Genomic DNA, 21133 nt, shown 5'->3' with positions numbered 1-21133 from the left:
GGGTTCCGATCATCGCTACACAGCAGACAAGAGCGGCGAACGCGCGCAGGACGGCTGGCGTTACCTTCGCAGCGCGGCTGGCGTTCGAGGATGTTCACCATACCTATGGTGATCTGCCGACGCTGCGTGGCGTGACTTTGGCGGCCGAACCGGGCGAGGTTCTCTGCCTGCTCGGGCCCTCGGGGTCCGGCAAGACGACGCTGCTGCGGCTTGCTGCGGGGATCGAGCCGCTGGAACGGGGGCGATTGCTACTCAACGATCGCGAAATCGCCGGGCCGCAGACCCATCTTCCGCCGGAACGCCGCGGCATCGGCCTGATGTTCCAGGATTTCGCGCTGTTTCCGCATCTGACGATCCTCGACAATGTCAAGTTCGGCCTGACGGCCCTGTCGCCGGTCGACGCCAGGCGCGAAGCCCTGGCCGCGCTCGACCGGGTCGGCATGGTCCATTACGCCGACAATTACCCGCATGCGCTGTCCGGCGGTGAGCAGCAGCGGGTGGCGCTGGCGCGGGCGCTGGCGCCGCGTCCGGCGGTGCTGCTGATGGATGAACCGTTCTCGGGCCTCGATTCCCGGCTCAAGGACAGCGTTCGCGCTGAAACCCTGGCGATCCTGCGCGAAGCGCGGGCCACGGCCATCGTGGTGACCCATGATGCCGAGGAGGCGATGCGCATGGGTGACCGTATTGCCCTGCTCAGGGACGGCGCGCTCGAACAGGTTGGAACGGCGGAGGATCTTTACCACCGGCCGGCCAATCTTTTTGCAGCGGGCTTTTTTTCGGAAATCAACGTGTTCGAGAGCGTGGTTTCAGACGGTGTTGCGCAAACGCCTCTCGGCCCGGTAGCGGCCAAAGACTTTGCGCATGGTTCTAACGTCTCGATTGCAATCCGGCTTCCGGGTGTTGAAGTTACCGAAACGCCTTGTGGTGTTTCGGCACGCATCGTGGCGCGGAGATTTCTCGGTGTCGAGGAGTTGGTGACATTGGCGGTTGCAGGTGGCGACAATCCGATTGACGCGCGGATACGCGCGGGTCAACTAAGGAGTGGCGTCCGCGATGTTTCGGTCACCGTTAACGCCCGTGACATATTGGTGTTTGAAAGAAACGGTTAAACATCCTAAATCAGGGTGGAATGCTTACAGGAGAGTATCATGGGTTCATTTAGCATCTGGCACTGGCTGATCGTTCTGGTCGTCGTGTTGCTTCTTTTCGGTCGCGGCAAGATTCCCGAACTGATGGGTGACGTCGCCAAGGGCATCAAGAGCTTCAAGAAGGGCATGGGCGACGACGAAGCCGCGCCTGAAACCAAGACTGTTGAAAACAAGTCCGAAGAAGCCAAGGACCGCAGCTGATATCCCAATCCCGTTGCCCTGACGGGTGAGGAGACATCTGAATGTTCGACATCGGTTGGCCGGAACTTCTGGTCGTAGCCATTGTGCTGATCATCGTGGTTGGTCCAAAAGACCTGCCGCCCATGCTGCGCGCCTTCGGGCGGACGACCAAGAAACTCAGAGCCATGGCCTCCGAGTTTCGCGGGCAGTTCGACGATGCGCTGCGGGAAGCGGAGCTTGACGATGTCAAGAAGACGTTTGACGATGCGCGCAAGCTCAACCCAATGCAGAACCTTCGTGATGCCGTGAATCCGCTCAAGGATACGGCAAAGGATATCAAGGCGGACCTGGAAAAATCGGTCAAAACTCCATCTTCGACGGCTGAAGCGCCGGCGAAGATGGCTGCTCCCGAGCCGACAATGAAGCTCGATGATGGCCCGCCGGAGTTCACGGAGAGCTGGCCCGCAACCAAGCCCGCCGAGGCAGCGGCGAAACCCGATCCGAACGCGCCTGCCACTGAAACTACGTCGGCTGCCAAAACTGGCGCGGCAAAAACAGCCAAGGCTTCGTCAGCTGCCAAGGCAAAGCCTGCCGCGGCCAAGAGCAGCAAGGCTTCGGCTTCTGCGAAAGCCAAGCCTGCGACGACCAAGACAGCAGCCGCGGCGAAAACCGCCGCCGCCAAGTCCCCGGCTCCGAAAGCGGCTGCAAAAGCCGCAACGCCAGCATCCAAAACAAAGGCGTCTGCCAAGCCGGCAGCGGCCAAAAGTGCGCCTCGCGCCAAGAAACCTAAAGGCGAGGGCCAGGCGTGACCGACGATATCGACGACAAGCCGCAGCCGCTCATGATGCATCTGATGGAGCTGCGCAACCGCCTGATGTGGGCAGTTGGTGCGTTCTTCATCGCTTTCGTTCTTTGCTTCGCATTCGCGAAGCCGCTGTTCAACATGTTGGTTCTGCCCTTCACCTGGGCGGTGGACTGGGCCGGGATGTCGGACCGGGAAATCGAGTTGATTTACACTGCGCCGCAGGAGTTCTTCTTTACCCAGATCAAGATCGGCATGTTCGGCGGTCTGGTGCTGGCGTTTCCGATGATTGCATCTCAGGTCTACAAGTTCGTGGCGCCGGGGCTCTACAAGAACGAGCGCGGGGCCTTCCTGCCGTTTCTTGTTGCCTCGCCATTGCTGTTCCTGCTTGGCGGCGCGCTGGTCTATTTCTTCTTCACGCCGATGGTGATGTGGTTCTTCCTGTCGATGGAGCAGGTCGGTGGCACGGGTGAAGCCTCGATCATGCTGTTGCCGAAGGTGTCGGAGTATCTCGGGCTGATCATGACACTGATCTTTGCCTTCGGTCTGGTGTTCCAGTTGCCGGTTGTGACCACGCTTCTGGCGCGGGTCGGGCTGGTGACCAGCCAGGGGCTGGCCGACAAGCGCAAATACGCCATCGTCGCTGCGTTTGTCGCTGCTGCCATCCTGACGCCGCCGGATCCGGTCTCCCAGATCGGGCTTGCGCTGCCTACCATCATTCTTTACGAGATTGCCATCTATTGCGCCCGACTCGTGGAGCGCCAGCGCGCTGCGAGAGCGGCCGTGGGGGAAGCCGAAGATGCTTCGGCGGCAGCCTCCGATCCCGAAGGGGACGCCTGAGCTCCGGTCTTGATTTTGCGCCGTGCCGTCTGACGGCACGGTTGCGGGTCTGGCGCTGCCAATCGAGTACCGGAACCTGCCATGCTTGACATCAAATGGATACGTGAGAACCCCGAAGCTCTTGACGCGGCGCTGGCAAAGCGCGGCGCCGAGGCGCAGGCGCAGCAGCTGATCGCGCTCGATGAAGCTCGCCGCAGCCATGTCGGCCAGCTGCAGGCGCTGCAGGAACGCCGCAATGCGGCGTCCAAGGAAATCGGCAAGGCAATGGCGTCCAAGGACCAGGCCAGGGCCGACAGCCTGAAGGCGGAAGTCGCCAGCATCAAGGACGAGTTGCAGGCCGGGGAGGCAAAGGAGCGCGAGCTCGACGAAGCGCTCAAGCATGCCTTGTCGGTACTGCCAAACGTCCCGCTTGACGACGTGCCGGTGGGCAAGGACGAAAGCGACAATGTCGAGGTTCGCGCCTCCGGCGAGAAGCCGGATCTCGGGTTCGAGCCGAAGGAGCATTTCGAGCTCGGCGAGGCGCTCGGGATGATGGACTTCGAGCGCGCAGCAAAGATGTCGGGCGCGCGCTTTACCATCCTCTCGGGAGGACTGGCGCGGCTCGAGCGGGCACTGGGCCAGTACATGCTCGATCTGCATGCCGGTGAGCACGGCTACACCGAAGTCAACCCGCCTCTGATGGTCAATGACGCTGCCGCCTATGGCACGGACAAGCTGCCGAAATTCGGTGACGACCTTTTCAAGACCACCGACGGCCGCTGGCTGATTCCGACTGCCGAAGTGCCGCTGACCTACATGGCAGCAGGTGAAATCATTGACGAGGATGAGCTTCCCAAACGCTATGTGGCCCAGACCTCCTGTTTCCGCTCGGAAGCAGGCTCGGCCGGCCGCGACACGCGGGGAATGTTGCGCCAGCACCAGTTCACCAAGGTAGAGCTGGTATCGGTGACGACCCCGGAAACCTCGCTGGAAGAACACGAACGGATGACAGCGAGCGCCGAAGCCGTGCTCAAGGGGCTTGGGCTGCATTACCGCACCATCGTGCTGTGCACCGGCGACATGGGATTCGGCGCGCGCAAGACCTACGACATCGAGGTCTGGCTGCCGGGTCAAAAGGCCTATCGCGAGATTTCGTCCTGCTCGGTGTGCGGCGATTTCCAGGCGCGCCGCATGAATGCGCGCTGCCGCAAGGCCGGCGACAAGGCTACGCGTTTTGTTCACACCCTGAACGGATCGGGTGTGGCCGTCGGCCGGGCTCTGATCGCGGTCATCGAAAATTACCAGAACGCCGACGGGACGATTACCGTGCCGGACGTGCTCCAGCCCTATATGGGCGGGATCACAAGGATCGAAAAGGCGGCGTAGTTCTATCATTTCAGGAGTGCAGACGATGCGGATTCTCATCACCAATGACGACGGTATTCATGCCGAGGGGCTGGAGGTGCTGGAGCGCATCGCACGGACGCTTTCAGACGATGTCTGGGTCGTGGCGCCAGAAACGGACCAGAGCGGCCTGGCGCATTCACTGACGCTTTCCGAGCCGCTGCGGCTGCGCAAGGTGCGCGAGAAGACCTATGCGCTGCGTGGCACGCCGACCGACTGCGTGATCATGGCGATCAAGAGCCTGATGGACGAGAAGCCTGACCTGGTGCTGTCGGGCGTCAATGCAGGCCAGAATGTCGCCGATGACGTGACCTATTCCGGCACCGTCGCCGGTGCGATCGAAGGCACGCTCCTCGGGGTTCGCTCGATCGCGATCAGCCAGGCCTACAACCATGGCCGGATCATGCCCTGGGACGTGGTGGAATCGCTGGCGCCGGATCTGCTCAGGAAGCTGATCAATATCAGTCTGCCGTCGGGTACGTTGCTTAATGTCAACTTCCCCAATTGCAAGGCGGCCGAGGTCAAGGGTGTGGTCGTCACCGACCAGGGCCAGATGACGCACGGGCTTTCCATCGAGGAGCGCCACGACGGGCGCGGCTTTCCCTATTTCTGGCTGAAATTCGGGCGTCGGGACTTCTCGCCTGAGGCCAACAGCGACATCAAGGCGATTTCAAACGGCTATGTCTCGGTTACGCCGTTGAAGCTGGATTTGACCAATCATGCGGTTCAGGATCAGATCGCCAAGGCTCTGGACGACTGAGCCGTGAATGCTCGGCTGGCAGAAAAAGAGGGTTTTGCCGGGCTTTTCCTGCGCCTGAGGGCGGAAGGGCTGGCCGAGAAGGCGCTGCTGACGGCGCTCGAGCAGACGCCCCGCACCCTTTTTCTGTCAGCTGCCTACACCGACGCTGCCTATCAGGACCGGCTGGTGCCGATCGACTGCGGTGCCTTCGCCGAAAGCGCAGATCTTGTCGCAAGGCTGATCTCGGTGCTGTCGATCGAGCCGGGGCAGCGGCTACTTGATCTGGGCACCGGCAGCGGTTTCCTCGCCGCAGTGGCGGCGCGGATGTGCGAGCGTGTGGTGACCGTTGATCGCTACAAGACACTCGTGCAGCTGGCACAGCAGCGTTTTGCCCATCTGGGGCTGGGCAACATCGTCTCGCGCCAGGCCGACGGGCTTCAGGGCGTGACCGGGGAAGGCAGTTTCGACCGGATCATTGCAACCTGCGCTTTCGAAACCATGCCGCGCCAGTTTGTCGACCAGCTGGCCACCGGCGGCATCATGCTGGCGCCGATGCTCCAGGAAAACGGCACGGCAGTGATGATGCGGCTGACCAAGATCGGCAGCCGGTTCGAGCGCGAAGACCTTTTCGACGTTCCCTACCGGGCCTTCATTCCGGGTGTTGCAGCCGCGTCGTAGGCCGCAAAATGCCAGAAAATGAACGGAATTCGTCGGGCTTAACCGATGAGTAACACTAACGCGCTTTAATCATCACAATTGGTTTTGCGTTGATTGGGTAGTGTTATGCGTCTCAAACAGACTGTCGTTTCCGGAACACCGGTTACCCGTTTGCTCGGTGTTGCGCTTCTGGCGAGCACGGCCGCTGCATGCAGCTCGGATGCAAGCCGCTTTTCCTACCGCAACACGGATCAGTTGATTACGGCGTCGGTGCCGCAGCCGTCATCCGACACGCTCGCACCGATGGGCAGCATCGGCGGCAATCAGGGTGCAGTGGCTGGTGGATATCCCCAGGCTGCCTCGTACCCGCAAAACAACAGCTATCCGACGGCGCCGGCTTCTAACCAGCAGGCGTTTCCGCAGGCGCCGGCAGCGGTCTCGCAGGCGTTCCCCGGAGACTATCGGTCGCCGTCGCAGCAAGGCTATGACCCAACCTCGACCGGCTCCATTCCCGGCTCGGTCGCCCGGGTGGCCTCCTCGTCTTCCAGTCTGATCACCAACGGGGTGCAGCGGGTGAAGTCGATCGCGCGCAACGCCTTGCCGTCGAGCAACCCGTCGCCGCAACCGGTGCAGACAGCTTCCGCTCCAGGCGCAGCCCCTGTGCTCGAGCCGATGGCTCAGGCTGCCGCTCCTCAGGCGCAGTCGTTCCCGGACCGGCCGCGGGAAGTCTCGTCGGCCGTGCCGGTCAACCCGCGCTATCAGAATGCGGCCCCGGTGCTGGCGCCTGATCCAATCGTTACCGGCTCTGCCCCACAAACTGTGGGCTGGACCACGGCCGGTGCTACGCGCATCACGCTGGGCGAAGGCGAAACCATCTACAACCTGTCCAAGCGCTACGGTGTGCCGGCATCCGAGATCATGAAGGCCAATGGTATTGCGGATGCCTCGCGCGTGCCGAGCGGGCAGCAATTGCTCATCCCGGTCTATGTCTATTCGCGTCAGGCCCCGGTCTCCGCGCCGGACAGCAATCCGAAGACACGCGCCTCCAGCTCGGGGTCCGGAATGCGCGGCGAGGTCAAGCATGACCGGCTGCCGGTTCCTGCGCCTTCGCCGGATCGCGATGTGGCCGTGTTGCCGAGCGTGCCTTCGCTGCGCAGCTCCGACAAGGAAGAGGTCACAAGCGCAAGCGTGAGCGGATCCGTCGCCAATACCGGCGAGGCGGGCGGTGGTGTTTACGTTGTCAAGTCCGGCGACACACTGAGCAAGATCGCCCGTGGCCATGGCGTCAGCGTCGATGCGCTGAAATCCGCCAACAAGTTGAGCGGAACCAACATCCGGATCGGTCAGTCGCTGATGATTCCCGGCAGCAGCGGGTCAACCGTCAATCCGGCGACGACCGCATCGGTGCCGGAAACGCAGGCGCCCAAGGTCTACACCCCGCCGGTCAAGGCGAGCGATGACAGCGTTGCCGCCAAGACCAAGATCGACACCGCATCGGTGGCGCCGGCGGCAACCGGGATCGACAAGTTCCGCTGGCCGGCCCGGGGGCAGGTCATCACCGGTTTCGGCCAGAGCGAAAACGGCAAGCGCAATGACGGTATCGACATCTCAATGCCAACGGGAACACCGGTCAAGGCTGCCGAAAATGGTGTCGTGATCTATTCCGGCGACGGGCTGAAGGAATATGGCAAGACGGTGCTGATTCGCCACGATGACGGGCTGGTGACGGTCTATGCGCACGCCGACAAGCTCAATGTGAGCCGCGGCGACAAGGTGGCCCGTGGGCAGGTGATCGCCAATTCGGGCATGTCCGGTGTCGCCAAGACGCCGCGTCTCCACTTCGAGGTGCGCAAGAATGCGTCGCCTGTGGATCCAACGAGTTATCTCGAATAGCGCCCCTCCAGGCGAAGGTGAAAAAGGCCGGCACTTAAAGGTGCTGGCCTTTTTGCGTCGGCACTGACCGGACCAGATTAGAGCTTGCGGCTCTGGCGTCCTGCCAGATCCTGAATGAATTGCCAGGCAACCCGGCCTGAACGGGCGCCACGGGTGGTCGACCATTCGAGCGCCTGCGCCCGAAGATCCTCGGGTGTGATTTCGAGATCGAAATGCTCGGCGTAGCCCGTGACCATTTCGAGATATTCCTCCTGGCTGCATTTGTGGAATCCCAGCCATAGCCCGAACCGGTCGGAAAGAGAGACCTTTTCCTCGACGGTTTCGCTGGGATTGATGGCGGTGGAACGTTCGTTTTCGATCATGTCGCGCGGCAGCAGGTGCCTGCGGTTGGAGGTGGCGTAGAGCACGACATTTTCCGGCCGCCCCTCGATGCCGCCATCAAGTGCGGCCTTGAGCGACTTGTAGGCGGTGTCGTCGTGGTCGAACGACAGATCATCGCAGAACAGGATGAAACGGTTTTCCGACGGCCTGAGGATGGCCATCAGTTCGGGCAGGGAATTGATGTCCTCGCGGTGAATTTCGATCAGTTTCAGTGGGGCGATGGTCTCGGCTTCAGCGGCAAGTTCGGCGTGGGCGGACTTGACCAGTGAGGACTTCCCCATGCCGCGTGCACCCCACAACAGGACGTTGTTGGCAGGCAGCCCGCGGGCAAAGCGCCTTGTATTGTCAATCAGGATATCGCGGACATGGTCCACGCCCTTGATCAGGCCGATAGCGATCCGGTTGGGCGTGCCTACGGGCGCGAGGTGGTGGGAGTCGGCATTCCAGACGAAGCAGTCGGCAGCATCGAAGTCGATGGCGGGGCGAGGGGTTGGTGCAAGCGATTCCACCGCTCGGGAAAGCCGGGCGAGCTCTGCGAGGATTTGCTGGGCGGTCTGATCTTGCATGTGTTGGTCCCGTGACTGTCTGATGTACCGCTGCGTCCGGTGAGTGGCCGTTGCGAGGCGAGTAAGCCTGTTGAACACCTCAGCGCGGCTAGCCGTTTTGCCGGTGGGGAGGCAAATGCCGCCGGCGCGGAGGTGTTTGCATGCGGGTAGCATGGCGCGGTAATGCCGAAAAGCGGTTTTGAGCCGCAAATCAGCTGTGCAGAGACCATGTTTGCGTTGCAATCGCCTATCTTGCCACTATATTCCGCTCGACTATTGGTGGCCCGTTTCCGGCGCTGCATGCCTAATCTTCAAGGAGTTTTTCATGTTTGTAACCCCGGCCTATGCCCAGACCGCTGGCGGCGGCGGCGAGATCCTGATGTCGATCCTGCCGTTTGTGCTGATCTTCGTGATCATGTACTTTCTCATCATCCGCCCGCAGCGGACCCAGATGAAAAAGCGTGCGGAAATGCTCGCAAATGTTCGCCGCGGCGACCAGGTGGTGACCGGCGGCGGCGTGGTTGCCAAGGTGACCAAGGTGATTGATGATGCGGAGCTCGAAGTCGAGATTTCCGATGGCGTCAAAGTCCGTCTGGTCCGCAGCCTGATTGCCGATGTGCGCGTCAAGGGCGAGCCGGCCAAGGAATAACCGCAAACACCGGACAGAAGCCTGCTTCTGTCCGTCATTCGGCGTCCTGCATCTTTTTACCCCATTTCGTCCCCAAGGATGAACCGAGAGCCCCATGCTTTACTTCTCCCGTTGGAAAACCACTCTGATATGGCTGGCTGTGCTTGCCGGTGTGGTGTTCGCGTTCCCGAACCTTCTCAGCCAACAGCAGACGGAAAGCTTGCCGGACTGGGTGCCCTCGAAGCAGCTTACCCTCGGTCTCGACCTGCAAGGCGGTTCCTACATGCTGCTGCAGGTGGAGCGCGAAGACATCATCAAGGACAGGCTGACGACGACTGTCGATGATGTCCGCAGGCTGTTGCGCGAAGCCGGCATTGGCTACACCGGCCTGTCGGGCACCGGTCAGATGGTGCAGGTGCGTATCCGGGATGATGCGCGGGTCGAGGAAGCCAAGGAAATTCTTGCCGAGCTTTCCGAACCGGTAAGTGCGGGACTGTTCGGTGGCGGCACCGTGACCGAAGCGACCGTCGAGGAAATGCAGCCGGGCCAGCTGCGCATTCTTCTGACCGATGACGGCATCACCTACCGCGTTTCCTCGGCTGTGGCGCAGTCGATCGAGGTGGTGCGCAAGCGTATCGACGAATTGGGAACCACCGAGCCGGTGATCCAGCGCCAGGGTGTGGACCGGATCCTGGTACAGGTGCCCGGACTTGATGATCCCGAGCGGTTGAAGAACCTGCTAAACCAGACGGCAAAGCTGGCGTTCCGGATGGTCGATCCCTCGATGCCGGTACAGGAAGCCATCCAGGGCCGCCCGCCGGCCAATTCGGAAGTCCTCTACACCACGGACGACCCTCCGATCCCCTATCTCATTCAGCGCACGATTCTGGTATCTGGCGAAAACCTCGTCGACGCGCAGGCCGGTTACGACCAGCGGACCAATGAACCAATCGTGAGCTTCCGCTTCGATTCCAAGGGCGGTCAGCGCTTCGGCCAGGCAACTACACAATTCGTCGGCCTGCCATTTGCCATCGTGCTTGATGATCAGGTCATCTCTGCGCCGGTGATCCGTGAGCCGATCCTGGGCGGCACGGGGCAGATCTCCGGCAATTTCGACGTCCAGAGCGCCAATGACCTGGCAATCCTGCTACGGGCCGGCGCGCTGCCTGCGACGCTGACGGTGATCGAAGAGCGGACTGTTGGCCCCGGCCTCGGCGCCGACTCGGTGGCTGCCGGTGAAACCGCCGGCATCATCGGTGCCGTTCTCGTGCTGGCCTTCATGTTCGTCGCTTACGGCATGCTTGGCTTCATTGCCAATCTGGCGCTGATCGCCAATGTCTTCATGATCATTGCGATCCTGACGATGCTGGGCGCGACGCTGACCCTGCCGGGAATCGCCGGTATCGTGCTGACCGTCGGCATGGCGGTTGATTCCAACGTGCTGATTTACGAGCGCATACGTGAAGAGCACCGGGCAGGGCGATCGCTGATCCAGGCAATCGATGCGGGCTTTTCAAAGGCATTCGGAACAATCCTTGACGCCAACGTCACCACCCTGATCGCGGCCGTGATCCTGTTCTACCTTGGCACCGGCCCTGTTCGCGGCTTCGCCGTTACGCTGGCGGTGGGGATCGTCACGACTGTGTTCACAGCCTTTACCTTCACTCGCTGGATGGTCGCGGAATGGGTACGCCGCAAGCGCCCCAAGAAGATGCCAAGGGGTGCGCTTGATGCGGTCATTCGTGATTTCAGCTTCCGTTTCATGCGCATTCGCAAATTTACCTTTGTGCTCTCGGCCGTGCTGTCGCTGGCGGCGATGGTGCTTTTTGCCACGATCAACATGAATTACGGCATCGATTTCAAGGGTGGATCGATGATCGAGGTTCAGGCCAGGGACGGCAATGCCGATGTTGGCGACATTCGCGCGCGGATGTCCGAGCTCAATCTCGGCGATGTGCAGGTGCAGGAATTCGGCTCACCGCGTGAAGTCCTGATCCGGGTTCAGGCACAGGGCGGCGGGGAGAACGCGGAGCAGACCGTTATCACACTGGTCCGCGGCGAACTCGAAGGCGATTACAACATCCGCCGTGTCGAAGTTGTCGGACCGACCGTGTCGGGCGAGTTGGCACAGGCCGGCACGATCGCCGTGATCGCAGCGCTGCTGGCGATCCTGATCTACATCTGGTTCCGTTTCGAGTGGCAGTTCGCGCTCGGGGCGATCATCGCCACCGTGCACGATGTCGTTTTGACCATCGGAATCTTCGTAGTGTCAGGGATCGAGTTCAACCTGTCGAGTATCGCGGCGGTACTGACGATTGTCGGTTACTCGCTCAATGACACGGTTGTCGTCTATGACCGTGTGCGCGAGAATCTGAGGCGATACAAGAAGTTACCGCTGACCGCTCTGCTCGATCTTTCGATCAACCAGATGTTGCCTCGGACGATCCTGACTTCCGTAACAACGCTGCTTGCACTTCTGGCGTTGTTCATCTTCGGTGGTGAAGTGATCCGGTCGTTTACATTCGCAATGATCTTCGGTGTCGTTGTGGGTACCTACTCGTCGATCTTCATCGCGGCGCCGGTGCTGATCCTTTTCAAGCTGAGAGCGGACAGTTTCCGCGTTGGCATGGACGCGGAAACCGAAGCGGAACCAGTGCCTGAGGGTGCGGATCAAAGCAGGATCTGAGCATGGCGTCGGGGATTGAAATCCGTGCCGCGCATTTTCCCGGGCGCCCGCCGATTGACGCCTATGGAAACGGCGGCTTCCGTTTTGCCGACATGTCGCATCGCGGCTCTATCCTGTGTCTACCCTCGGGTGTCTACGGATGGGAGATGACCGAAGCGCAACCGTTCGATGTTGAGCAGTTTTCGCGGGTTCTCGCTGAGGCCAAGGACATTGAGTTCCTGTTGCTCGGGACCGGGCCCTCCATCCGTGCGCTGCCTGCGGAGCTGAAGCAAGCCCTGAGGGCGGCCAATATCTCGTCCGATCCGATGAATACGGGAGCCGCTGTGCGGACCTACAACGTGATGCTGTCCGAATCCCGTGCCGTAGCCGCCGCCCTCATCGCTGTCGAAGGGTGAGGGCGTTGACCGGCGCGGTAATGTCAGATCAAAGCCGGTCTGAGTTCCTCGCCAGCCTGCGGGCTGCCGATATCGATCGTTATCTGGCGCTGTTGCTGATGCCAGCCGCCGTTCGCGATGATCTGCTCGTGCTGTTTCTCTTCAACGCCGAAATCGCGGCCGTCCGCGACAGGATACGGGAGGCCCTTCCGGGAGAAATCCGGTTGCAATGGTGGCGGGACATGGTGTCGGGCAATCGGCAGGAGGAGGCGCAATCGCATCCGCTGGCGTCGGCTCTGCTCGATGTCATCAAGCGACGCGATCTTCCCGTCGAACCTCTGACCGCGATGTGCGACGCGCGCATTTTCGATGTCTATGACGATCCCATGCCTGACAGGACCAGCTATGAGGGCTATGCCGGCGAAACGGCGTCTGCACTGTTGCAGATGTCGGCATTCGTGCTCGATCCGACGGCGGCTGCCAGCACCAGCACGGCGAGCGGACATGCGGGTGTCGCCCAGGCGGTTGCCGGTCATCTGATGATGTTGCCGATAACCCAGGCGAGGGGCCAGGTCTTCATCCCTGGCGATCTGCTGTCGGCGACGGGGCTTTCGAGAGACAGTTTTCTGGCCGCAGCGGAAGTTGAACGCGCGGCCAATGTTATTCGTGGCTTTGCCGGGTTTGGCCGCGAACATCTGGGCAAGGCGCGGGCGGCGTTTGCCGGAACTCCTGACACCATCAGGCCGGCCTATCTGCCGGTGGCTCTGGTCGAATCGGTGTTCAACCGCGCCGAAAAAATGCCTGCCGATTACCTGTCGCAGACCGTTCGCCCGCCGCAATGGCGCAGGCAGTGGCAATTGTGGCGCGCCGCACGCAGGGGCGACTTCTGAACCCGACACAGGCTGGAGCAAGCTTTCGCGGTCTTGATGAGGCTGGCCGGTGTCTGTGCGGGCCGCCTTGCGCGTGGCCGGCTTGCGCGGCATAGTCACAACGAGTTGACGCGGACGGGAGCTACGTCAAGCGGAGGAAATTGATGAGTCTTGGTGCCTTGATAGTCGTGGTGGCCTTTGCGGTTACACTGCTGATCGGCGTGGTCCACTACACCGGAGGTTCTCGGACCGAAAAGGACCGGGACCATGGTGAGGTCATTCTGGAGTTTGCCCGCGCCTATCCGGGCGAAGCGATCCGCTCGGTGACAATGACCAGGGACGGCAATGCCAGTTTTCTTCGGCTGGCCGACGGCAAGACCGGCTTCATACAAACAATGGGCCGGCATCAGGTGGCGCGGCTGATCCTGCCGGGTGATGTGAGCGTGCGGCCGGTCGACGATCAGCCCGGCCTGCACATCGAATTTCACGAATCAACGCTCAAGGGAGGCGACTACATCTTCGCCTCGGCGGAGGATGCGGCGGAAGTGTCGCTGTGGCTGTGCGGCAGTTTTGCCCTCGCCAGCTCGGATCTCGACGCGCCGGAAGGGGGGACGAATGCCTGATCTCAAGGATTTTCCGGATGTCACCCAGCTGGCGATCCCTTTCTTCGTCATTGCCATTCTGATTGAACTGTTCGTAATTCGCTACCTCAAGGGGCGGGGCGATTACGAGACGCGCGACACCACCACGTCGCTGCTCATGGGCGTGGGCAACGTGGCCTCGGGGCTGCTGTTGGGCTTCGTGGCCTTTGGCGTGCTGATGTGGGCGTGGCAGTTGCGGATTGCCGATCTGGGCACATCCTGGGCGGTGATCGCGCTGTGCTTCGTCGTCGATGACCTGAGGTATTACTGGTATCATCGCATCGCGCACCGTTGCCGCTGGGTCTGGGCCGAGCATGTGATCCACCATTCCTCGCAGCATTACAATCTGTCGACTGCACTGCGGCAAAGCTGGACCGGGACATTCACCGGTATGTTCATCCTGAGGATTCCGCTGGCGCTCATCGGTTTTCATCCGGTGCTGTTGCTGTTTGTTGGCGGCCTCAACCTGGTCTACCAGTTCTGGATCCACACCGAGACGATTGGCAGGATGTGGCGTCCGATCGAATGGATCTTCAACACGCCGTCGCATCACCGTGTGCATCACGCCACCAATCCGCGCTATCTCGATTCCAACTATGCCGGCACGCTGATTATCTGGGACCGGATGTTCGGCACCTTCGTGCCGGAACAGGACGAGGACATGCCGCGCTACGGCATCGTCAAGAATATCGGCACCTTCAACCCGATCCGGGTGGCGTTTCACGAGTGGATCGACATGTTCCGCGATGCGGCGCGACCGGGACTCACGCTCAGGCAGCGGCTTGGCTATCTGTTTGCGCCCCCCGGCTGGAGTCACGACGGATCGCGCAAGGGTTCCGGCGAGTTGAAGGCTGATTATGTAGCGCGCAATCCGGACGCGGCCGGCGCCCCGGGATTGCCGCGACCGGAAGCGCTCGACGGCCGGCAGCCCGTGGCACCGGCGGAATAGCTCTGAGGCGCCACCGGCCGATAGAGATGCCCCGAGCCATGTCAGCACCGGTTTACTGGCGCGTGACCCGGGTTACATGGTCAGGCGCACAGACAGGATCTCACCGGCGATGTTCTGGAAAACCTCGCCAAGCCTGGTCGAATCCGAGATAGCGATGGCGTTCTTCGCCTGACTGGCACAGGCCACCAGCCCCTCACGGGTACTGGCGTTGGGGACATCGACGCCGACCGTGAAGATCTCGATGCCTTCTGCCTTTGCATTTTCACACGCCCTGGTCATCAAGCGGTCGGCATAGGTGCCGTCCTTGCCGTTGTGGTGAGGGTAGCTTGGTGACAGGGTATTTGCCCCGTCGGTCATGACAATCATGAACTTGCGCACGCCCTTGGAGTAGGTCTTGCCTTCTGAAAACGGTGCCTGCGGTGACAGGACGCGCCAACCCCACATGATGCCGGCTGGGATATAGGTGTCGTACTGGGCCTTCATCTCGCTGACCGCCTTGCGGATCGCGGTGAAATTGTCAGTCAGCGTCAGCAAAGGTGCGCTACAGCGTTGGTTCATCAGGCCGGGAATGCGGCGGTCCGGACGTGTGTCGCTAATGTCGAGCGGCGCATTGCGGGAGCCCACACAGCCGTACCAGCGTGTGTGGGTTGTGCGGTCCTCGCAGACTGTTTCCTCAGGGCCATAGGCGTAGCTCGTGCAAACCTCCCGGGTGCCGGTGGTCGGAACGCCGTCGTTCATGCCGGTGGTGGTTTCGGTCCTGCAGCCGGACTTGCCGGTAACTGGTTTGCGCTTGTAGCAGACATTCCTGGTGTTGGAGCTGTCCGGATCGACATCAAGCCAGCTTGCGTTTCGATACTGGGTGCCGACATTGACATAGCGCGAAAACGGTACCACGGCGATCTTGACGTCGAGATCCTGCTCGGTTTCGAAGGTCTTGATCAGCGCATTGGTCGCGTTTTTGAGGTCGCTCAGCTTCTGGCCGACCATGGAGTAGGTGTTGTCGAGGACCAGCGCGATCTCGACGCTCTGGCCGCCGGGGCGCTGGGCCTGGGCGCGGACCGCCACTTCCAGCACGTTGACCTTGAAAATTCGGGCGAAGGTGCCTGACAGCTTGCCGCTGACGGACATCGTTACCTTGCCATCGGCATTGACGGCAAAGCCGGTGATGTCGAGTCCTTCGCGCAGATCGGAATCGACATTGGCCAGCAGCACCTTCTCGGCGACCGCGCGCAAATCGCCTTCGGTCGATTTTCCGGACGAAGCAGCTGCCAGAACGGCGGCATCGACCGCATTCTGGATGTTGCTGCGGTGACCTGAGGCGTTGATGTAATCAACCGCTAGCGCAGCTGCGCCGAACAGCGGAATGCTCAGCAGGGCGGCAATCATGCCGAAGTTTCCTGAGCGGTTGGTGGCGAAGGTTCTCAGCATGACAAATCTTCCCATGGGCCGGTGCAATCTGGTCGGGCCACGCTGCAACGGTCGTCGCTTCATGCAGCGGCGAGAAGATAACGTATGGCGGTTAGCAGATTTCTAAACCGTCCGGTCAAATGCCGGGGAAATGTCGTTTTGGCGCTATTCGGCGGCCTGCTGGGCGCTCGATCCGCCAAGCCAGTCCGCGAAATCCGCCAGAGCCCGCCGGGCCATCGCCTGTTTCTTTGCCTTGGCCTTGTCCTTGCCGCGGAAACGGCCTCCGCCCTCGGGCTTGACGATGGCGCCGGGCTCAAGCGGCGGGAACAGGCCGAAATTGACATTCATCGGCTGGAACGAGCGCTTGCCGGGCTCGTCATGGCTGACCAGATGGCCGCCAGTGATGTGGTTGAGCAGCGCACCGAAGGCGGAAGTCGGCGGCGGCGGGGCCAGGTCTTTGCCAAGCCGTTCGGCTGCGGCGAACCGGCCAGCGAGCAGCCCCATGGCTGCGCTTTCGACATAGCCCTCGCAGCCGGTGATCTGTCCTGCGAACCGCAGGCCCGGACGGCTCCTGAGCTGCAGCTTGCCATCGAGAAGCAGTGGCGAATTGAGATAGGTGTTGCGGTGCAGGCCACCCAGCCGGGCGAACTCGGCGTTCTGAAGCCCGGGAATCATGCGGATGATCTCGGCCTGAGCGCCATATTTCAGCTTGGTCTGGAATCCGACCATGTTGTAAAGCGTGCCCAGCGCGTTGTCCTGGCGCAACTGCACCACCGCATAGGCTTTTTCATCGGGCTTGTGCGCATTGGTCAGGCCCATCGGCTTCATCGGCCCGTGACGCAGGGTCTCGCGGCCGCGCTCGGCCATGATCTCGATCGGCAGGCAGCCGTCGAAATAGGGCGTGCCTTCCCATTCCTTGAACCCGGTGGTGTCGCCGGCAATCAGGGCATCGATGAAGGCATCATACTGTTCCTTGTTCATCGGGCAGTTGATGTAGTCGCGACCGGTACCGCCGGGACCGACCTTGTCGTAGCGCGACTGGAACCAGCAGATCGACATGTCGATCGAATCGGTGTGAATGATCGGCGCGATCGCATCGAAGAAGGCCAGCGCGTCTTGGCCTGTTTCGGTACTGATGGCTTTGGCCAGGCCCGGCGCGGTCAAGGGGCCGGTGGCAATGATGGTTTGGTCCCACTCGGCCGGCGGGAGTCCGGTGACTTCCTCGCGGACAACGGTGATCAGCGGTTCGGAGGCAATGGCCTCGGTGACGGCCTGGGCAAATCCTTCGCGGTCGACGGCCAGTGCGCCGCCTGCGGGCACCTGGTTCTTGTCGGCGCAGGACATGATCAGTGAGCCTGCCATGCGCATTTCCGCATGAATGACGCCAACGGCATTGTTTTCCGCATCATCGGAGCGGAACGAGTTGGAGCAGACCAGTTCTGCGAGGCTGTCGGTCTTGTGGGCTTCGGTGCCGCGGACCGGACGCATCTCGTGCAGCAACACGGGGACGCCGCTCCGGGCGATCTGCCAAGCTGCTTCCGACCCGGCAAGGCCGCCGCCGATGACGTGGATGGGAGTGTGAAGAGAAGTGGTCTTGGTCATGACGTCCGTTTACCACGGGCGCGATCCCGTCTCAAAGATGTTTTGTCCGGCCGCAAACGAAAACGGCGCCCCGAGGGACGCCGTAACGAACGGTCATGACAGATGCGATTAGCGGGTACGAAGGCCGCGGGCCACATTGTCGATGTCGAAACGGGTCAGGCCGATGTCGGCCAGGGTTTCGTTGGACAGATTTGCAAGCTGCTGTGCGGTCTGGCGAGACTTCATCCAGCTGCGGGCTCTGCTGAAAATTTTCATGGCAGTCTCCTTGGATGCGCCCGGTGCGGGCGTTGATGTCGAATTGTTCACTCTGATGCCTACAATATAGGCGTTTGCCACCCGTTTGTGCAGCGCAATATTTGCAGTCCAGATATGCGCAACCGGAATGGCTCCACTAGAGCTTCGTCAAGCTTTGAAGATGCCTTGAAAAGTGGCATCTGTTGCATCGTATCCTTCCGATAATCCTGTGCTGGATTTGTTGCCTCATTGGCCCCAAATGTGCTGGGCGCGATTACCGTGGCTCGTCCATCCGGATTGACCAGATCCGAAACAGAAACAGCGCCCTGTTGCCAGGACGCCGTTTTGAATGACCGGTTGTTGGAACCGGGCAGAGGTCTTCAGTTCTTACCGGGCGGGACGGCGAGCAACGAACGGGATGTCACCGCGGGAGATGCCGAGGTCGTTGAGTTCGCGCTCGGACATGCGGGACAGTTCATTGACGGTGTTGCGGTAGTCGCGCCAGTCTTTGTAAGCCTTACGGAAGTTCATGGTCATTGCCTTTCAATGTGGCGCTGATGGTGTTCAGTACGCCGTGTTTCGTTGATCCTGATATAGGAATAGACAGTCGATTTGTGCAGTGCGGAATATCGCAAAGGAGCCATGCGAAATCTGCAATGCGCGTTAACAAACCCTTGCGAGTTAACGTTTTATCGCATGGGGTGCGATCATGTAGGCCGCGGGTCGCGCGCCTAAAGAAACATCCCCGGCAGGTTGATCTGATGGCATAGGGCCTGACCGGCGCTGATATGGCGGCTGCTGCTCCGGAACCAGGCTCGACGCTGGACAAAAAAATAACGCTCACCGGGGGAGGAGGATCCGGTGAGCGTCATTTGTAAAGACTGATGTTCGGGAGGAGGATGAACACCAGTCACATCGAAGCGGCTTTTGGGAGGAGGAGGAGGAAGCCGCTCCGAATTCTTGAATTTCTTACAGGGCGCGCCGTGCAGCGAATGGAATATCGCTTCGTGACATGCCTATGTCGCTCAACTCGCGTTCGGAAAGCCTGTTCAGCTCGACGCATGTTTCGCGGTATTTCCGCCAGCTGGCGAAGGATTTGATCAGTTTCATCGATGTCATCCTCTGTCCTGCTGTTGTTCGGCCCACCACCGTGGCGTTCCGATGACTTGAATATAGGGGCATTCAATCGATTTGTGCAGTGCAATAATTTCATGGAAGCTATTCCAAGTTTGCATGGCTGCTCAGGGAATCAGCTGGGCTTGCCGCATAGCTGTGCAAATCCATGATACTGCGATGCAAAGTGCCTGTAATGCCATCATTGGCCCGCATCGGACGCTGATGTAATCTGCAGCCGGGCCAGTTCAAGAGAAGAATCAAATTATGCTGCGAAGATATTTGGCGCGGGAGATCGACCAGTGGGTCGAACACGGCTTGCTTGAAGCGACCCAAGCCAAGGCGCTGCTTGAGGACCATGACCGCCGGCACACCGGATTGAGCCTTTCCAGCGTGCTCGCGGTTCTGGCGGCGGTGCTGTTCGGTGCTGCCGTGATTGCACTCGTGGCGGCCAACTGGGAGGCCATCGCGCGTCCGTTGCGGGTGGCGTTGATCTTTCTCTTTATAATAGGGGGGCTCTCGGGGGCTGCCCTTGCCGCGCTCAGGAACGCTCACTGGATTGCCGAAGCAATGCTGGTTTTCACCCTGCTTTGTTTCGGTGCGGGGATCGCGCTTGTAGGGCAGATGTATCACCTGAGCGGCGACGAGGCAGATTTTCTTCTGAGCTGGACCTTCGGCGCCCTTGTCGTATCGCTCTCGTTTTCCTCGCCCCTGGCTGCGATCAGCGCAGGCTTTCTGGGTCTTGGCTACCTGTTTTCGGTGTCCGACGGTCTGGGGATGTTCAGTTCCTGGTCCGGCCCGGACCTGACGGGATATGGTTTGGCTCTCAGTCTCACGGTTGCAGTCGGGATAGCCGCGTGGCGGTCCCGCTCCACCATGGCCGGGCACCTCGGGGCAGTCATGCTGCTGTGCCTGATGGTCTGGATCTTCGAGGAGGCAACGGACCTCAATCCGGGTTACCTTCTGGCAGCGATCGGGGCACTCGTCTTTGCCACCGGATCGCTGTTGCCGCTGCCGCCAGATGCTCCGGTTGAAAGGCATGGGACCTTGTCAGCCTACGGAGCCGTGCTGCTGCTTGGCGGCCTGGGTCTGGTGCAGGCGGATTCAGATATTGCCAGTCTTCCGGGATCCATGGCGTTTGCGGCGCTGGTGCTCGGGACCAGCGTCTGTGTGCTGGTGGTGGCCGGCGGGGAGAACAGGATGATTCGCCGGTTCGCCTATTTCGCCTTCTGTTGCGAGACGATTTACATCGTCGGGGAAACGCTGGGTTCCCTGCTTGGAAGCGCGGGCTTCTTATTCTTCGGCGGACTGGTTCTGGGCGCATTGGCCTATGCCATGATGCGTCTTGAAAAGCGGTTCAAGAAAGAAGGGATGCAGCCATGAAGGCATTCTTGCACCTGTTGCGGCGTGAGCTCCACCCTATCGTGGCACTGCTGATTGCCAGCGCCGTGCTGGTCGGACTGCCCGGATGGATGATTCTCGATCGTGCGGCGATCTTGCGGAATGGCGCCGAGATCGTGCTCAAGACGGCGCCCGTCGACCCCAGGGATTTCATGCGCGGGGATTATGTGCAGTTGCGCTATGAAGAGATTTCCGGTGTCGACGGCTCCCTGTTCGAAGGCGAATTGCCGCCGCGTGACAGGCCGGCGAAGCTCTGGTTGACGCTGCGCACCGGGGAGGACGGTCTGGGTGTGGTCAAGGCTGTCAGCCTGAACAAGCCGGTCGACCGCGAACCCGGAGAGGTCTTCCTCAGGAGCGAGCCGCTCCGATTGAGCCGTTCCGCCTCCTCCGAAAGCGTGGCTGGCGAGCTGTTACTCAGTTTCGGGATCGAGCGTTACTATGTGCCGGAAGGTGAGGGGCTCGAGATCGAAGCGGCCCGCAACCAGCAGCGGACGACGGTGGCCGTGCGCATCTCCGATGATGGCGATGCGCAGATTGCCCGCATCATGATCGACGGAAAAGCCCTTTATGAAGAGCCGCTCTATTGAAAAGCCGGCCTTGAATTCACCGGGACCGGTGCGCAATCGTACAAACCGTGCCGGATCGGGTGATTTTTCCTTTG

22 protein-coding genes are annotated in these 21133 nt (G+C 60.9%); 16 read left to right on the top strand and 6 right to left on the bottom strand.

The window, feature by feature from the left end:
- The first annotated feature begins 8 nt into the window (after positions 1 to 8).
- From CRO46_RS00535 to CRO46_RS00500, 8 genes are all read left to right on the top strand, one after another.
- On the top strand, positions 9 to 1109 hold the full coding sequence (locus CRO46_RS00535; RefSeq protein ID WP_425479229.1) for an ABC transporter ATP-binding protein: 1101 nt from the start codon (positions 9 to 11) through the stop codon (positions 1107 to 1109).
- A gap of 39 nt (positions 1110 to 1148) precedes the next feature.
- On the top strand, positions 1149 to 1349 hold the full coding sequence (locus tag CRO46_RS00530) for a twin-arginine translocase TatA/TatE family subunit (protein WP_097103975.1): 201 nt from the start codon (positions 1149 to 1151) through the stop codon (positions 1347 to 1349).
- A gap of 41 nt (positions 1350 to 1390) precedes the next feature.
- Positions 1391 to 2137: a Sec-independent protein translocase protein TatB gene (gene tatB / locus CRO46_RS00525; RefSeq protein ID WP_097103972.1), complete on the top strand. Its 747-nt coding sequence runs from the start codon at positions 1391 to 1393 to the stop codon at positions 2135 to 2137.
- Complete coding sequence (gene tatC, locus CRO46_RS00520) at positions 2134 to 2970, top strand: twin-arginine translocase subunit TatC (protein ID WP_097103970.1); 837 nt, start codon at positions 2134 to 2136, stop codon at positions 2968 to 2970. The genes tatB and tatC overlap by 4 nt, the downstream gene beginning before the upstream one ends.
- Before the next feature lie 81 nt (positions 2971 to 3051).
- Positions 3052 to 4335 carry a serine--tRNA ligase gene (gene serS / locus CRO46_RS00515; protein WP_097103968.1) on the top strand — a complete coding sequence of 428 codons (1284 nt, stop codon included), beginning with the start codon at positions 3052 to 3054 and terminating at the stop codon, positions 4333 to 4335.
- A gap of 25 nt (positions 4336 to 4360) precedes the next feature.
- A complete protein-coding gene (gene surE / locus CRO46_RS00510; RefSeq protein ID WP_097103966.1) occupies positions 4361 to 5113 on the top strand; it encodes a 5'/3'-nucleotidase SurE in 753 nt (250 codons plus the stop codon).
- Between the two features lie 3 nt (positions 5114 to 5116).
- Positions 5117 to 5770, top strand: coding sequence for a protein-L-isoaspartate(D-aspartate) O-methyltransferase (locus tag CRO46_RS00505; protein WP_097103964.1), 654 nt, complete (start codon positions 5117 to 5119; stop codon positions 5768 to 5770).
- Positions 5771 to 5875: 105 nt separating this feature from the next.
- Entirely contained in the window at positions 5876 to 7642 is a 1767-nt protein-coding gene (locus tag CRO46_RS00500; RefSeq protein WP_097103962.1) for a peptidoglycan DD-metalloendopeptidase family protein, read from the top strand.
- Between the two features lie 77 nt (positions 7643 to 7719).
- Here CRO46_RS00500 and CRO46_RS00495 read toward each other — a convergent pair whose 3' ends face one another.
- The gene (locus CRO46_RS00495) at positions 7720 to 8589 is read right to left on the bottom strand and encodes an ATP-binding protein (protein ID WP_097103961.1); all 870 of its coding nucleotides are present in this window, start codon (positions 8587 to 8589) and stop codon (positions 7720 to 7722) included.
- 304 nt (positions 8590 to 8893) lie between these two features.
- Between CRO46_RS00495 and yajC the strand changes: the two genes are divergently transcribed.
- The 6 genes from yajC to CRO46_RS00465 all read left to right on the top strand — a co-directional run bounded on the left by yajC (position 8894) and on the right by CRO46_RS00465 (position 14715).
- On the top strand, positions 8894 to 9217 hold the full coding sequence (yajC, locus tag CRO46_RS00490) for a preprotein translocase subunit YajC (RefSeq protein WP_097103960.1): 324 nt from the start codon (positions 8894 to 8896) through the stop codon (positions 9215 to 9217).
- 94 nt (positions 9218 to 9311) lie between these two features.
- Positions 9312 to 11882: a protein translocase subunit SecDF gene (secDF, locus tag CRO46_RS00485; protein ID WP_097103958.1), complete on the top strand. Its 2571-nt coding sequence runs from the start codon at positions 9312 to 9314 to the stop codon at positions 11880 to 11882.
- Between the two features lie 2 nt (positions 11883 to 11884).
- A complete protein-coding gene (locus CRO46_RS00480; protein ID WP_097103956.1) occupies positions 11885 to 12277 on the top strand; it encodes an Mth938-like domain-containing protein in 393 nt (130 codons plus the stop codon).
- Positions 12278 to 12297: 20 nt separating this feature from the next.
- The gene (locus tag CRO46_RS00475) at positions 12298 to 13146 is read left to right on the top strand and encodes a phytoene/squalene synthase family protein (RefSeq protein WP_097103954.1); all 849 of its coding nucleotides are present in this window, start codon (positions 12298 to 12300) and stop codon (positions 13144 to 13146) included.
- Between the two features lie 143 nt (positions 13147 to 13289).
- A complete protein-coding gene (locus CRO46_RS00470; protein ID WP_097103952.1) occupies positions 13290 to 13748 on the top strand; it encodes a hypothetical protein in 459 nt (152 codons plus the stop codon).
- Positions 13741 to 14715 (top strand): sterol desaturase family protein, encoded by a 975-nt coding sequence (locus tag CRO46_RS00465; protein ID WP_097103951.1) that lies wholly within the window; start codon positions 13741 to 13743, stop codon positions 14713 to 14715. The genes CRO46_RS00470 and CRO46_RS00465 overlap by 8 nt, the downstream gene beginning before the upstream one ends.
- Before the next feature lie 72 nt (positions 14716 to 14787).
- On the opposite strand, the gene CRO46_RS00460 is transcribed toward CRO46_RS00465, so the two are convergent.
- The 5 genes from CRO46_RS00460 to CRO46_RS00440 form a co-directional block, all read right to left on the bottom strand.
- On the bottom strand, positions 14788 to 16143 hold the full coding sequence (locus CRO46_RS00460; RefSeq protein WP_179758897.1) for a vWA domain-containing protein: 1356 nt from the start codon (positions 16141 to 16143) through the stop codon (positions 14788 to 14790).
- Positions 16144 to 16287: 144 nt separating this feature from the next.
- On the bottom strand, positions 16288 to 17724 hold the full coding sequence (gene trmFO / locus CRO46_RS00455) for a methylenetetrahydrofolate--tRNA-(uracil(54)-C(5))-methyltransferase (FADH(2)-oxidizing) TrmFO (protein WP_097103948.1): 1437 nt from the start codon (positions 17722 to 17724) through the stop codon (positions 16288 to 16290).
- Between the two features lie 108 nt (positions 17725 to 17832).
- Positions 17833 to 17979 (bottom strand): DUF1127 domain-containing protein, encoded by a 147-nt coding sequence (locus CRO46_RS00450; protein WP_097103947.1) that lies wholly within the window; start codon positions 17977 to 17979, stop codon positions 17833 to 17835.
- Positions 17980 to 18345: 366 nt separating this feature from the next.
- Positions 18346 to 18489: a DUF1127 domain-containing protein gene (locus CRO46_RS00445; RefSeq protein ID WP_097106354.1), complete on the bottom strand. Its 144-nt coding sequence runs from the start codon at positions 18487 to 18489 to the stop codon at positions 18346 to 18348.
- 438 nt (positions 18490 to 18927) lie between these two features.
- Positions 18928 to 19068: a DUF1127 domain-containing protein gene (locus CRO46_RS00440; RefSeq protein ID WP_097106352.1), complete on the bottom strand. Its 141-nt coding sequence runs from the start codon at positions 19066 to 19068 to the stop codon at positions 18928 to 18930.
- A 270-nt stretch (positions 19069 to 19338) separates the two neighbouring features.
- Here CRO46_RS00440 and CRO46_RS00435 point away from each other — a divergent pair, with 270 nt between their 5' ends.
- Both CRO46_RS00435 and CRO46_RS00430 read left to right on the top strand, forming a co-directional pair.
- Positions 19339 to 20454 (top strand): DUF2157 domain-containing protein, encoded by a 1116-nt coding sequence (locus CRO46_RS00435; protein WP_097103945.1) that lies wholly within the window; start codon positions 19339 to 19341, stop codon positions 20452 to 20454.
- A complete protein-coding gene (locus CRO46_RS00430; RefSeq protein WP_097103944.1) occupies positions 20451 to 21059 on the top strand; it encodes a GDYXXLXY domain-containing protein in 609 nt (202 codons plus the stop codon). Before CRO46_RS00435 ends, CRO46_RS00430 begins: the two co-directional genes overlap by 4 nt.
- Positions 21060 to 21133: the final 74 nt, after the last annotated feature.

It is taken from the genome of Parahoeflea halophila (genome assembly GCF_900220985.1).
Taxonomy (GTDB): domain Bacteria; phylum Pseudomonadota; class Alphaproteobacteria; order Rhizobiales; family Rhizobiaceae; genus Hoeflea; species Hoeflea halophila.
The sequence above is the reverse complement of the archived record's forward strand: the minus strand, read 5'-3'. Positions and strand labels throughout refer to the sequence as shown.

Coding starts and splice junctions, on each gene's coding strand:
- CRO46_RS00465 (WP_097103951.1), top strand. CDS start 13,741: ATGCCTGATCTCAAGGATTTTCCGGATGTCACCCAGCTGGCGATCCCT.
- CRO46_RS00500 (WP_097103962.1), top strand. CDS start 5,876: ATGCGTCTCAAACAGACTGTCGTTTCCGGAACACCGGTTACCCGTTTG.
- surE (WP_097103966.1), top strand. CDS start 4,361: ATGCGGATTCTCATCACCAATGACGACGGTATTCATGCCGAGGGGCTG.
- CRO46_RS00530 (WP_097103975.1), top strand. CDS start 1,149: ATGGGTTCATTTAGCATCTGGCACTGGCTGATCGTTCTGGTCGTCGTG.
- CRO46_RS00475 (WP_097103954.1), top strand. CDS start 12,298: ATGTCAGATCAAAGCCGGTCTGAGTTCCTCGCCAGCCTGCGGGCTGCC.
- CRO46_RS00470 (WP_097103952.1), top strand. CDS start 13,290: ATGAGTCTTGGTGCCTTGATAGTCGTGGTGGCCTTTGCGGTTACACTG.
- CRO46_RS00445 (WP_097106354.1), bottom strand. CDS start 18,489: ATGAACTTCCGTAAGGCTTACAAAGACTGGCGCGACTACCGCAACACC.
- CRO46_RS00450 (WP_097103947.1), bottom strand. CDS start 17,979: ATGAAAATTTTCAGCAGAGCCCGCAGCTGGATGAAGTCTCGCCAGACC.
- CRO46_RS00435 (WP_097103945.1), top strand. CDS start 19,339: ATGCTGCGAAGATATTTGGCGCGGGAGATCGACCAGTGGGTCGAACAC.
- trmFO (WP_097103948.1), bottom strand. CDS start 17,724: ATGACCAAGACCACTTCTCTTCACACTCCCATCCACGTCATCGGCGGC.
- CRO46_RS00480 (WP_097103956.1), top strand. CDS start 11,885: ATGGCGTCGGGGATTGAAATCCGTGCCGCGCATTTTCCCGGGCGCCCG.
- serS (WP_097103968.1), top strand. CDS start 3,052: ATGCTTGACATCAAATGGATACGTGAGAACCCCGAAGCTCTTGACGCG.
- CRO46_RS00460 (WP_179758897.1), bottom strand. CDS start 16,143: ATGCTGAGAACCTTCGCCACCAACCGCTCAGGAAACTTCGGCATGATT.
- tatB (WP_097103972.1), top strand. CDS start 1,391: ATGTTCGACATCGGTTGGCCGGAACTTCTGGTCGTAGCCATTGTGCTG.
- CRO46_RS00430 (WP_097103944.1), top strand. CDS start 20,451: ATGAAGGCATTCTTGCACCTGTTGCGGCGTGAGCTCCACCCTATCGTG.
- CRO46_RS00495 (WP_097103961.1), bottom strand. CDS start 8,589: ATGCAAGATCAGACCGCCCAGCAAATCCTCGCAGAGCTCGCCCGGCTT.
- yajC (WP_097103960.1), top strand. CDS start 8,894: ATGTTTGTAACCCCGGCCTATGCCCAGACCGCTGGCGGCGGCGGCGAG.
- CRO46_RS00440 (WP_097106352.1), bottom strand. CDS start 19,068: ATGAAACTGATCAAATCCTTCGCCAGCTGGCGGAAATACCGCGAAACA.
- secDF (WP_097103958.1), top strand. CDS start 9,312: ATGCTTTACTTCTCCCGTTGGAAAACCACTCTGATATGGCTGGCTGTG.